Origin of the sequence: Microbacterium sp. zg.B48 (genome assembly GCF_024623505.1) — a bacterium.
Classification (GTDB): domain Bacteria; phylum Actinomycetota; class Actinomycetes; order Actinomycetales; family Microbacteriaceae; genus Microbacterium.
In genome coordinates this window covers 316,268-328,423 of record NZ_JANJFE010000002.1, presented here as the reverse complement: position 1 = coordinate 328,423, position 12,156 = coordinate 316,268, and the positions used below count along the sequence as shown (strand labels likewise).

Annotated in this window: 12 protein-coding genes; 4 read left to right on the top strand and 8 right to left on the bottom strand. The window is 69.3% G+C overall.

Features of this window, described 5'->3' with window-relative positions:
- Positions 1-20 precede the first annotated feature (20 nt).
- The gene (locus tag NQ152_RS01630) at positions 21-1,145 is read left to right on the top strand and encodes a PDZ domain-containing protein (protein WP_257502446.1); all 1,125 of its coding nucleotides are present in this window, start codon (positions 21-23) and stop codon (positions 1,143-1,145) included.
- A gap of 88 nt (positions 1,146-1,233) precedes the next feature.
- On the top strand, positions 1,234-4,146 hold the full coding sequence (locus NQ152_RS01625; protein ID WP_257502447.1) for a UPF0182 family protein: 2,913 nt from the start codon (positions 1,234-1,236) through the stop codon (positions 4,144-4,146).
- A gap of 89 nt (positions 4,147-4,235) precedes the next feature.
- Here NQ152_RS01625 and NQ152_RS01620 read toward each other — a convergent pair whose 3' ends face one another.
- Genes NQ152_RS01620 through idi form a run of 7 tightly spaced genes read right to left on the bottom strand, consistent with a single transcriptional unit; the run spans position 4,236 to position 9,877 of the window.
- On the bottom strand, positions 4,236-5,129 hold the full coding sequence (locus tag NQ152_RS01620) for a prenyltransferase (RefSeq protein WP_257522779.1): 894 nt from the start codon (positions 5,127-5,129) through the stop codon (positions 4,236-4,238).
- Positions 5,126-5,443 carry a lycopene cyclase domain-containing protein gene (locus NQ152_RS01615; protein ID WP_257522778.1) on the bottom strand — a complete coding sequence of 106 codons (318 nt, stop codon included), beginning with the start codon at positions 5,441-5,443 and terminating at the stop codon, positions 5,126-5,128. Before NQ152_RS01615 ends, NQ152_RS01620 begins: the two co-directional genes overlap by 4 nt.
- Positions 5,440-5,787 carry a lycopene cyclase domain-containing protein gene (locus NQ152_RS01610; RefSeq protein WP_257502450.1) on the bottom strand — a complete coding sequence of 116 codons (348 nt, stop codon included), beginning with the start codon at positions 5,785-5,787 and terminating at the stop codon, positions 5,440-5,442. The genes NQ152_RS01615 and NQ152_RS01610 overlap by 4 nt, the downstream gene beginning before the upstream one ends.
- 1 nt (position 5,788) lies before the next feature.
- The gene (gene crtI, locus NQ152_RS01605; protein ID WP_257522777.1) at positions 5,789-7,357 is read right to left on the bottom strand and encodes a phytoene desaturase family protein; all 1,569 of its coding nucleotides are present in this window, start codon (positions 7,355-7,357) and stop codon (positions 5,789-5,791) included.
- Between the two features lie 32 nt (positions 7,358-7,389).
- Complete coding sequence (locus NQ152_RS01600) at positions 7,390-8,271, bottom strand: squalene/phytoene synthase family protein (protein ID WP_257522776.1); 882 nt, start codon at positions 8,269-8,271, stop codon at positions 7,390-7,392.
- Positions 8,268-9,323 (bottom strand): polyprenyl synthetase family protein, encoded by a 1,056-nt coding sequence (locus NQ152_RS01595; protein ID WP_257522775.1) that lies wholly within the window; start codon positions 9,321-9,323, stop codon positions 8,268-8,270. The genes NQ152_RS01600 and NQ152_RS01595 overlap by 4 nt, the downstream gene beginning before the upstream one ends.
- Complete coding sequence (idi, locus tag NQ152_RS01590) at positions 9,320-9,877, bottom strand: isopentenyl-diphosphate Delta-isomerase (RefSeq protein ID WP_257522774.1); 558 nt, start codon at positions 9,875-9,877, stop codon at positions 9,320-9,322. The genes NQ152_RS01595 and idi overlap by 4 nt, the downstream gene beginning before the upstream one ends.
- A gap of 78 nt (positions 9,878-9,955) precedes the next feature.
- On the opposite strand from idi, the gene NQ152_RS01585 reads away from it, so the two are divergent.
- The gene (locus tag NQ152_RS01585; RefSeq protein WP_257502455.1) at positions 9,956-10,426 is read left to right on the top strand and encodes a MarR family winged helix-turn-helix transcriptional regulator; all 471 of its coding nucleotides are present in this window, start codon (positions 9,956-9,958) and stop codon (positions 10,424-10,426) included.
- Positions 10,427-10,465: 39 nt separating this feature from the next.
- Here the strand turns inward: NQ152_RS01585 and NQ152_RS01580 are convergent, their stop codons facing one another.
- On the bottom strand, positions 10,466-10,813 hold the full coding sequence (locus NQ152_RS01580) for a LysR family transcriptional regulator (RefSeq protein WP_257522773.1): 348 nt from the start codon (positions 10,811-10,813) through the stop codon (positions 10,466-10,468).
- A 142-nt stretch (positions 10,814-10,955) separates the two neighbouring features.
- On the opposite strand from NQ152_RS01580, the gene NQ152_RS01575 reads away from it, so the two are divergent.
- Positions 10,956-12,044, top strand: coding sequence for an alpha/beta fold hydrolase (locus NQ152_RS01575; RefSeq protein WP_257502457.1), 1,089 nt, complete (start codon positions 10,956-10,958; stop codon positions 12,042-12,044).
- Positions 12,045-12,156: the final 112 nt, after the last annotated feature.

The following is a 12,156-nucleotide window of genomic DNA, read 5'->3' as shown; positions in this document are numbered from 1 at the left end:
CAGAGAAAGGTCCACCCGCCGTGGCGCTGTTCGACGAGAACGTCACCATCACGCCCGCCCCCGTACGCCGCATGTCGCGGAACATGCTCGCGGGTGTCTGGGCGCTCGCCATCGCGCTCGCGGTGCTGCTGATCATCACGTTCCTGCCCACCTCGTACGTCATCCAGCGTCCCGGGCCGGTCTACAACACCCTCGGCACGGCATCGGCCGCAGACGGCACTCAGGTCCCGCTGATCTCGGTCGAGGGCGCGGAGACCTTCCCCACCGACGGTGCCCTGGACCTGCTGACCGTCCAGGTGGTCGGCAACCGTGATCGGACCCCCTCCTGGTTCGAATTGGCCACCGCCTGGTTCGATCCGAGCCGTGCCGTGCTGCCGATCGACGCGGTCTTCCCGCAGGACCAGACCACGCAGGAGCGCGAGGAGGAGAGCGCGGCGATGATGGTCGACTCGCAGCAGGACGCCACCGCCGCCGCGCTGACCGAACTGGGCTACGACGTCGATCCGCAGCTGAGCGTGTACTCGTTCACCCCGGACTCGGCATCCCAGGATGCCCTCGAGGAGGGCGATGTGATCCTCGAGGCCGACGGGATGCCGGTGACCGACGTCGACGAGCTGCGCGGGCTCGTCAACGAGGGCGAAGGAGCGCCGATCGAGCTTCGCATCGAACGGGACGGCCAGCAGCAGTCGGTGTCGATCACGCCCCGCCCGTCCGAGGTCGACGGTGAGACGGTCTGGCTGATCGGCGTCACGCTGACCACCGCCTACGACTTCCCGATCGACGTGACGATCCAGCTGAACAACGTCGGCGGCCCCAGCGCGGGCATGATGTTCGCGCTCGGCATCATCGACACTCTCACACCGGGCGAGCTCAACGGCGGAAAGACCGTCGCGGGCACCGGCACGATCACCGCGGACGGCGTCGTCGGCCCGATCGGGGGTATCCGCCAGAAGATGTGGGCGGCGGTCGATGCCGGTGCGCAGTGGTTCCTGGCGCCCGAAGCCAATTGCGAAGAGGTCGTCGGGCACGTTCCGGACGGCCTGCAGGTGTTCTCCGTCGCGGAGCTCGACGATGCGCTCGCCGTGCTGGATGCCGTGAGCGAGGACGGCGATGTCGCCGACCTGCCGACCTGCGGCGTCGGCTGAGCATGCTCATGCCGCCGGCCGGATTCTCCGGGAGTTCGCCCAGGGCGGACTCGACGGCCCCCCAGACCCGCGCACCTAGGATGGACCTGTGACCACGACCTCAGCGCCGGCCCCGGCCACGCCCTCTCGCTCCCGCCGGATCATCGCGATCTCCCTCGCCATCATCGCCGCCCTCGTCGTGGCCTTCTTCGTGTTCGCCAATCTGTACGCGGACTGGCAGTGGTACGCGCAGCTCGGCTTCGACTCCGTCCTGGTGACGCAGTGGACCGCCCGCGTGGTGATGTTCGTCATCGGGTTCATCGGCATGGCCGTCCCGGTATGGCTCGCCATCCAGCTCGCCTACCGCCTGCGCCCGGTGTACGCGCGGCTCAGCTCGCAGCTGGACCGCTACCAGGAGGTCGTCGAACCGCTGCGCCGCCTGGCGATGTGGGGCATCCCGATCTTCTTCGGGTTCTTCTCCGGCTTCGCGGCGTCCGCGCAGTGGGAGACCACGTGGCTGTGGTTCAACGGCGTCGCCACGGACATGACCGACCCTCAGTTCAACCTGGACACGGGCTTCTACCTGTTCGCGATGCCGTTCTACAGCGCGCTGCTCGGGTTCGTCTCGGCGGTGCTCCTGGTGTGCCTGCTCGTGACCGCCCTCGTGTCCTACCTGTACGGGTCGGTGCGGATCGGCCAGCGTGAGCTTCGGATCTCCAAGGCGGCGCGCATCCAGCTCGCCGTGATCGCCGGGCTGTATCTCCTGGCGCAGGGAGCCAGTCTGTGGCTGGACCGTTACAAGACCCTCGTCGAGCCGGGCGATCGCATCACCGGTCCCGGGTACACCGGTGTGCATGCCGTCATCCCCGGGCAGACGATCCTCGCGGTCGTCGCCGTGATCGTCGCGATCCTGTTCTTCGTCACCGCGATCATCGGCCGCTGGCGGTACCCGCTGATCGCCACCGCGCTTTTGGTGGTCTCGGCGATCGTCGTCGGTGTCGGCTACCCGTGGGTGGTCAACACCTTCCAGGTGCGCCCGAACCAGCTGGCGCTGGAGCGGGAGTACTACCAGCGCGGCATCGACATGACGCAAGCCGCGTACGGCATCGATGGGCTCGAGAAGACCAACTTCGAAGCCGTCACCGACGTCGGACCCAATCAGCTGCGTGAAGACGCGGCCACCACCGCGCAGATCCGCATCATGGACCCCACCGTCATCAGCCCGACGGTGCGACAGCTCGAGCAGTTCCGCGGCTACTACCAGTTCGCCGACCCGCTCGATGTCGACCGCTACGAGATCGACGGCGTCTCCCAGGACACGGTCGTGTCCGTCCGCGAGCTGAACATGGACCAGCTCGGCGCCGCCGCGTCGTGGCAGAACACGTCGCTGGTCTACACGCACGGCTACGGTGTCGTCGCGGCCAAGGGCAACGACCGCACCACGGACGGCGACCCGGTCTTCCTCGAGCGCGGCATCCCGGCCGCCGGCTTCCTCTCCGATCAGGAGGACTTCGAGCCGCGGGTGTACTTCGGCGAGTACTCGCCGCCGTACTCGATCGTGGGCGCGCCCGAGGGCACCGACCCGGTCGAGCTGGACTACCCGTCCGGCGCGGACGGCGCGTCCGAGACGAAGACGACGTTCACCGGAGACGGCGGTCCGAGCATCGGCAGCGTGTTCAACCGGCTGATCTTCGCGCTGAAGTTCCAGTCGGAGCAGATCCTCTTCTCGGACTACGTCAACGAGGACTCGCAGATCCTCTACGATCGCGATCCGCGGGTGCGCGTCCAGAAAGCCGCACCGTACCTGACCCTCGACAGCGACCCGTACCCCAGCGTGGTCGACGGGCGCATCGTGTGGATCGTGGACGGCTACACCCTCAGCGCGAACTACCCGTACTCGACGACCGTGAGCCTCCAGCAGGCGATCTCGGACTCCAACACGACCGCGCAGCGGTTCGCGCTGGATGACATCAACTACATCCGCAACTCGGTCAAGGCCACCGTCGACGCATACGACGGCTCGGTCACGCTCTATGCCTGGGATGACGAAGACCCCCTGCTGCAGGCGTGGCAGAACGTGTACCCCTCCACGGTGAAGCCGATCAGCGAGATGTCGGGCGATCTGATGGCCCACGTGCGGTACCCGACGGACCTGTTCAAGGTGCAGCGTTACGCACTGGGCGTGTACCACGTCGATGACGCGCAGTCCTTCTACCAGCGCGACAACGCCTGGCAGACGCCGAACGACCCGCAGCTGGACACCGTGCTGCAGCCTCCGTACTACCTGACGATGCAGATGCCCGGCCAGGACGCTCCGACCTACTCGATGTTCACCAGCTTCATCCCGGCCTCGGAGGGGACCGCGTCACGCAACGTCCTGATGGGGTATCTCGCCGTCGATTCCAACGCGGGCAGCGAGACCGGCGTGAAGAACGCCGACTACGGCAAGCTCCGAATGCTGGTGGTCGACGCGGACACCACTGTGCCCGGTCCCGGCCAGGTGCAGAACACGTTCAACTCGGATCCGCTGATCTCCTCTCAGATCAACCTGCTCAAACAGGGACAGTCCGAGGTCATCAACGGCAACCTGCTGACCCTCCCCGTCGGCGGCGGGCTGCTGTACGTGCAGCCCGTGTTCGTCCAGGCCTCCAGCGGCACCCAGCTGCCGCAGCTGCAGAAGGTGCTGGTCGCCTTCGGCAACGAGGTGGCGTTCGAGGACACGCTCAACGAGGCACTCGACGCACTGTTCGGCGGGGACTCCGGGGTCGACACCGGCGACGCGGATGTCACTCCGACACCCGGCCCGACGCCGACGCCGACGCCGACGCCCGGGGAGCCGACACCGGATCCGAGCGCACCCGCCACGCCGCCTGCGGACACCTACCAGGCTGCTCTGCAGGAGGCCCAGCAGGCCCTGCTGGACCGTCAGGCGGCGCTTCAGGCCGGTGACTGGGCGGCGTACGGGGCGGCCGATGAGCGGCTCACCACCGCCATCGAGCAGCTCATCGAGCTCGGCGACTAGCAGCGGCCGGCGCAGGTCACGCGGAAACGCACTCCTTCGGGGGTGCGTTTCCGCTTTTCGGGCGGGCACCATGCCGCCGGCCGAGCGGCTCAGTCGGTGAGCAGCCACACCCAGATCAGCAGCACCGTCACGGCGAAGCCTGCGATCTGGTTGAGCCACAGGAACCGCCGCCAGCCGGCCGTCGCCCGCTCGGCGGTCGCGTCGGTGATGCGCCGGAAGGGCCACACCGTGGCCAGGTACGGAACGGCCACCAGCGCCGCGAGCGGACCGGGCCACGGTGTGACGAGCATCACCACACCCGCGGCGAGATAGCAGACCAGCGAGAACCAGACCGTCCATCGGGCGCCGCGGGCCGTTGCGATGGACGATATGCCTGCCTCGCGGTCGGCCACCACGTCCTGGACGGCGCCGAACGCGTGCGAAGCCACGCCCCACAGCGCGAATGCGACGATCACCGCAGTCAGCTGCCAGCTCGAGGTCGCCCCGGCGAGCACCAGCGCGTACACGGCGGGGGAGAAGAAGTGGATGCTGGAGGTCACCGAGTCCGCGAACGGCACCTCCTTCAGCCGGAGCGGCGGCGCACTGTAGAACACCACGAAGAACAGGCTCACGCCCAGGACCAGCCAGGACCAGGGATCGCCGACGAGCACCAGGAAGATCACGAACGGCAGGCAGGCCAGCACCGCCGCCCACAGGGTGACGGCGTGCATGCGCCGGTCCAGGACCGCCCCGTGCGTGCCTCCTTTGCGCGGGTTGCGCAGGTCGGACTCGTAGTCGAACACGTCGTTGATCCCGTACATCGCGAGGTTGTAGGGCACGAGGAAGAACAGCGTGCCGACGACCAGCGTCACGTCGATCTCGCGCGTGGTCATCAGGTACGCCGCGGCGAACGGGTAGGCCGTGTTGATCCAGCTGACCGGACGTGAGGCGATGAACAGCTGCCGGATCACGGTGCCGGGCCGCAGCGCCTGCCCGTCGCTCATGCGGTCGCCTCGACCGGGGCCGGCCGGGTCAGGAGGGTGAGTACGGCGGGCACCAGGAACGCCGCGCAGAGGGGATAGGCGAAGTCCTCCACGGGCGCCAGTCCGATCCGCACGCCGCTCAGGTGCTCCGGCGGGTAGGTGAAGAGCCCGACGGCGATCATCAGGTTGTCGAACACCGCAGTGAGGCACACCAGGACGAGGGCGGCGATGCCCGACGCACACATCCGACGGGCGAACCACGGACGCCGGACAGTGGCGAGGGTCACGACCGCGGTGGCCAGGACGAACGGCACCACGATGAGCAGGTAGGTCACTCGCGCGTCCCCTCGAGGCTGCGCCGGTCTGCACTGAGCCGAGGCAGCCGTCGGGCCGCGGACCAGACCACGAGCGCCAGGTAGCACAGGAACGCCAGGAAGAACGGTTCCTCGACCGGCAGCTCGGGGGCCAGGTCGACTCCGAGCAGAAGCGGACTGTCACCTTTCACGAACACGCCGGTCGCGATCCCCACCGCGTCCCAGGCGAGGAAGAATGCCGTGCCGAGCAGCACCGCCACGGCGGTGCGCGCCGGCGAGTCCCAGGCGGCCAGACGCCACCGCGCGTCGAGCGCGGCGATGCCGGCGGCCGAGACGAGAATCGCGATCAGATAGACCCCGGGCACGTCACACCCTGGCCGGCTCGGGCAGGGGGCCGGGGGTGCGATCGCCGCGGAGGCGCTTGAGCACCAGCTCGGCTGAGATGAGGCACATCGGCAGTCCGATGCCGGGAAGCGCCGACCCGCCGGCGTACGACAGGCCGCGGACCTTGCGGGACGCGTTGCGGGGGCGGAACATCGCGCTCTGTCCCAGCGTGTGGGCCAGACCGAGCGCGTTCCCGCGCCAGGAGTGCAGATCGGCGGCGAAATCACCGGGGGCGATCGTGCGCCGCACCACGATCCGATCGGCGAGATCCGGGATGCCGCACCAGTCCGAGATCTGCTGGATCACGCGGTCCGCAGCCGTCTCGACTGCCGCGTCGCCGTCGCCGTCGATACCGCCGCGACCGATGCCGGGGTCGGCGGGGATCGGCACCAGCACGAACAGGTTCTCGTGACCGGATGGGGCCACGTGCGGGTCGGTGGCGCTGGGGCGGCACACGTACAGCGAGGCGGGCGCCGGGATCCGGCTGGGCTCCTGGAAGATGTCGTCGAAGTTCGCCCGCCAGTCCTCCGCGAACAGGAGGGTGTGATGAGCCAGCTGCGGCAGCTCTCCGTCCACCCCCAACAGCACCAGGAGCGCGCCGGGGCTGGGGGTGCGTTTCGCCCACCACTTCTCGGGATAGCTCTGCAGGTGCGGGGGAAGAAGCGCCGTCTCGGTGTGATGCAGGTCGGCGGTCGAGACGACCAGCGATGCCGGGATGCCGCGACCGTCGGAGAGGCGGACGCCCGTGACCGCGGCATCCGTCGTGGTGATCTCGACAACCTCGCAGCCGGTGCGGATCGTCGCGCCGTTGGCGATCGCGAGCCGGCGCACGGCCGCGATCACCTCGGTGAATCCGCCGCGGGGGTACAGGACGCCGTCGTCGAGGTCGAGGTGGCTCATCAGGTGATACAGGCTCGGCACGCTGTAGGGCGAGCCGCCGAGGAAGACCGCCGGATAGCCGAGGATCTGGCGCAGCCGGGGGTCGGTGAACCGGCGCTCGACATGGCTGGCCAGCGAACGGGTGAGCAGGGGAGCGAGCCGGCCGGACCGCCGCAGCAGCACGGGGTCGCGCAGACCCGCGGTGGTCTCATACGTGTCGTAGAGGAAACGCGATACGGACAGCTCGTAGGCGTCCGCGGCCGAGTCCAGGTAGGCATCGAGCTTGGCGCCGGCACCGGGCTCGATCCGCTCGAACAGGCCGGTCGCGGCATCCCGCCCGGACCGCACGTCCGTGGGCGGCAGCCGGTGCTGCGGCGACGGCTGGCTGTACACCCGGTAGGCCGGGTCGAGAGGCACCAGGTCCAGCTCCCGTTCGGCGGAGGTGCCCAGCAGGCGGAAGAAGTGGTCGAAGACCTCGGGCATGAGGTACCAGCTGGGTCCGGTGTCGAAACGGAAGCCCTCGTGCTCCCACGAGCCGGCGCGGCCGCCGACCTCGTGCCGAGCTTCCAGGACGGTCACCTGCCATCCCTCTGCGCCGAGCAGCGCGGCCGTGGCGAGCCCCGCGATCCCGGCGCCGATCACGATGGCGGCGCCGCTGTCATCCTCGGGCATGTGCTGATCCTCCGTCGTCGATTCGCTCGTGGTCATGCTCGTGCTCGCGGGGTGCTCCGGCGCGGTGCGAAGCCGAGCCAGGCGCGGGCGGCGAGGGCCGCCTTCACGGCGTTGGGAACGCGCACACGCGCGCTGGATGCCGATTCCCGGCGCAGCCGGGCGGACAGCGACGCGAACAGGTCGTGGGCGACGGTGACCGCGCGCCGGCAGTCGACGGGCAGGCGCGGGATCACCGCTGCCGCGGCGGTGAGGTCCGCGTCGATGCGATCCAGAATCTCGGCGCGGGTCGATGCGCCGGTTGACAGACCGAGGTAGTCGCGGCCGAGCGCGTCTTCGTCGTGATGCTGATCGCGCAGGAAGTTCACGTCCTGGAAGGCCGCACCGAGGCGCTGGGCGCCGTCGGTGAGGTCATCATCGGGGGCGGTGGGATGCCGCGCGCCGGCGTTGACGAAGACCTGAAGGCACATCAGGCCGACCACCTCCGCCGACCCGTACACGTACTCGTGGTGAGAGGTCTCGTCGTGCCGGGTGGTGAGCAGATCGGTGCGCATCGAGCGGAAGAACGGCGCGATGAGGTCTTCGCCGATTCCGCACTCCCGCGCCGTGCGGGCGAACGCGTGTACGACGAGATTAGAGCTGAAGCCGCGTCCGATCGCCGCGACCGTCTCGGCCTCGAGTTCATCCAGCACTGCGCGGGCCGCGGTCGAATCCAATCCCGCCGCGGTGGCGGGTCCGTCCACGATCTCATCGGCGATCCGCACCAGCGCATAGACGTTGCGCACGTGCGGCCTGGGTCGCGGACCGAGCAGGCGCGCGGCCAGGCCGAACGATGTGGAGTAGGAGGCGATCACTGCGGCCGCGGCATCCTCGGCCGTCTTGTCGTACAGGGCCAGCCCGGTCGGCTTGTGACTCACGGAATGCGCTCCTGGACGCGGTCCGCGATGTCGCGCAGCAGTGATCGGGCCGCGGGCGGAAACGCCGGAGCCTCCACGGCTGCGCGGACCTCGCCGAGCGTGTCCACGATCAGCGTGCGCACACTCCACCGGGCGCCGCTCTCCTCGAGCGCCAGCTGAGCCTCCCGGACGGCGATCGGTCCCGTGTAGGCCAGCGCCAGCGCGTCGTTCACCCGCGACCAGGATGGGCTCTGGCGCGCCAGCTCGATCAGCGGAGTGCGCTTTGACTCACGCAGATCACCGCCCTCGTCGCGGCCCGCCTGCTCGGCCGAGCCGAACGCGCCGATGAGGTCGTCCACGAGCTGGAAGGCGAGTCCGAGCCGACCGCCCTGGGTCTCCAGTGCGGCCAGCGCATCCGCCGGCGCCCCGGCCAGCAGGGCGCCGGCGCAGAGGGGGGCGCTGAACGAGTACACGGCGGTCTTGTTGAACGTCGCGTCGAAGATGGCCTCCGCTTCGGCGTAGTCCGGCATCACGGCGTTCTCGACATCGGCGAGTTCGCCGGCGGCGGAGACGTACATCGCTTCGTCCAGCAGTGCGTACAAGCGGGCGCGGACGTCGGCGGACACGTCCGCGAGAGCCACCAGGCGGGACGCTTCGTGAAGCAGCAGGTCGCCGGCCAGGATCGCCGCGGCGTCCCCGACGAGCGCGGCATCGTCGGCATCGGCCCCTCGCGCCCGGGCGCGCGCGCGGAACTCCCCGGCGACGTTGGGGATGCCGCGACGCACCGTGTCGTGGTCGATGACGTCGTCGTGCACGACGAACGCCGTGTGCAGGAGTTCGAACGCCGCCGCGATGGAGCACAGCGCGGGGGACGCGGACGAGTCGCCGCCGAAGGCCGTGTACGAGGCAGCCACCAGCGCCGGCCGCGTGCGCTTGCCACCGGCCGTGGCGCGGCCGATCGCCTCTGCGAGCTGTTCGAATCCGTCGCCGAGGTAGGCCGCGCGCCGTCGCAGCCTGCTCAGCGAGCCATCGATCGCGTCGTCGATGGCCGCACGTGTGGCGGAGGAGATCATGACGCGCGTCGTCGGGGGAGCGCAGGTTCGGAATCGAACAGGTGCAGCTGCTCCGCCTGAAGGACCAGCCACGGACTGAACGCCCACGGGGTCGCGGTCAGAGATGTGCCCAGATCGTGCGGGTCGACCCACTTGGCCTCACTGACCTCCAACGGGTTCAGGACCGGCTCGGTGCTCGTCCGGGCGATGTACACCGGACACACCTCGTGCTCGACGATGCCGCTCGCGTCGACGGCGCGGTAGCGGAACAGGGGCAGGGCCAGTTCGATGTCGGCGAGCGCGAGGCCCAGCTCGTACTCTGCGCGGCGATGCACGGCGGCAAGCACCGGCTCGGCGGGACGGGGATGCCCGCAGAACGAGTTGCTCCACACGCCCGGCCAGGTGGTCTTGCCGAGGGCTCGACGTGTCACCAGCACGTGCCCGGCGTCGTTCATCACGTGGCAGGAGAATGCGAGGTGCAAGGCGGTGTCGGTCCCGTGCACACTGCTCTTCGGAGCGGTGCCGATCGCTCGACCCTCCTCATCGAGAAGGACCACGTGGTCAGCATCGATCATGGACCCTCCTCATTTTCGCTAGTTTAGCTAGCGATAAGCTTTCCGCTGATGATACAAGGGGAGGGAGGGAGTGTCCACATGTCGCAGCCCCGGCCGGCTGAAGGATCGAACGACCGCGTCGTCACCGACGTCTTGCAGGGCGTCCGCGCGCTCAGTGACGCCATGGATCGCATGCACGGCGGGATGAAGGGCGACATGGAGATGAACTCCAGCGACCTCGCCGCCCTGCGCATGCTCATCGTCCGAGAAGGCCGCGGAGAGACGGTCAGTCCCCACGAGGTGGCGCGTCACCTGCGCATCTCCACCGCTTCCACGACCAAGCTCCTGGACCGCCTCGCCCGATCGGGTCACATCGAACGGCGACCCCACCCCAGCGACGGGCGTGCCCGCATCGTCGTTCTCACGGACGAATCGCGCAGCGCCTTCTTCCGCCATTTCGGCGAGCGACTCCGCGTGATGCGCGGGGTCGCCGAGAAGTACGACGCTGCCGAGCTGACGGTGATCGCCAGGTTCCTCGCCGAGCTCAGCGACGCCCTGGACCCGCGTTAGGCACCGACACGGCATGCGCCGCTCGGCGGCGTCCGCCGGTTATCGGCCCTGACGCTTCTTGAACGGCTTCGGCTGGCCCTTGACGGCGGGGGTGCGCCCCTTGCCCTTCGAAGCCTTGGCCTTGCCCCCGGCCGGGACGGCGGGCTTTTCCGCCGCCGGCGGTGCTGCAGCGATCCGGCTCTTGGCATCGGCCAGAAGACGAGCACCGGCCGGGGTCAGTCGAATCCGGCCCTGATCGCGGGTGAACAGGGCATGACCGACCTCGTGCTCCAGCTTCTCGATCGAGGAGTACAGCGAGGCGAGCGGAATATCGAGGGCCTGTGCTGCCCGAGGGAAGTGCAGTTCTTCGGCCGCCGCCACGAATCGTGAGAGCAGGGTGATGTTCACAGAAGCCTTTCGTCGTGCGGCGCCGCCGGCGCTGTGCGGCGCAGTCTCCTGCCCACAGTAGGCGCAGGGGATGCGAGGCCGCCCGATGCCCGCGCTCGCCGACCCCGGTGTGCTCAGGACGCGGTCCTTCTATGATGTCGGCGTGGAGACGCGCAAGGCCGATGTCGTCCAGGACATCCGGTTCGCCCGGTCGGCCGATGGGGTCGGCATCGCGTACGCCGTGCACGGATCCGGGCCGCCGCTGCTGATCGATGCCTGCTGGCTCAGCCACCTGCAGTTCGACTGGGAGAGCCCGGTGTGGCGCCATTACCTGGTCGAACTGGGCAGGATCGCGACCGTCATCCGCTACGACGAGCGCGGGCACGGGCTCTCGGACCGGGGAGTCACCGACCACAGCCTGGACGCCCGCGTCGCCGACCTGGAGGCCGTGGTAGCGGACGCGGGGCTCGACCGGTTCGCGCTCATGGCCATGGCGCAGGGTGGTCCGGTCGCGATCGAGTACGCCGCGCGGCATCCCGATCGCCTCACCCGCCTGGTGTTCTACGGCAGCTATTCGGGGGCGCAGGCAGCGGCGACTGCGGAGGAGCTGGAGCTGTTGGCGGCCTTCGAGGCGCTGATCCGGGTGGGATGGGCTCGGCCGACGTCCGAGTTCCGTCGGGTCTTCAGCAGCATGATGATCCCGGGTGGGACCGAGGATCAGATGCGGTGGCTCGACGACCTGCAGCGGCGGGCATGCGACACCGAGACAGCGGTCACCTCCCGCGCCCAGCGCCAGGTCACCGACTCGTCGTGGCGCCTGCCCGAACTGGATCTTCCCACCCTGGTCATCCACAGTCGAGGCGATCAGATGAACGAGTTCCATCATGCCCGGCACCTCGCGGCCGGCATTCGCGGTGCCCGTCTCGTCGGTCTGGACAGTCACAATCACATCGTGCTGGCCGACGAGCCCGCCTGGCCGGCTTTCCTGCACGAGATCACGGAGTTCCTCGAGCCGGACCGGCGTGCGGCCACCGACGTCCGCCCCGACGACGTCGCGGCGCTGATCTCTCCGCGGGAGCTCGAGATACTGCGTCGTGCCGCAGCCGGGTACGACAACGATGCCATCGCCGCCGAGCTGTTCCTGTCCGTGCGCACCGTCGAGCGGCATCTGCAGAACGTGTACGCGAAGCTCGGGCTGAGCGGGCGCACAGCCCGCACTGCCGCGGTCGCACGACTTCTGTCCGCCACGTAGCGCGTACGCGCCGGCCGCCAGCCCGCCTGCGCCGGGGGGCGGATCCTGCGCGTCGGCGCCGATGCGCGCAACGACCCGGCATTCCTACCGTGGTGGCACCAACCACAACAGG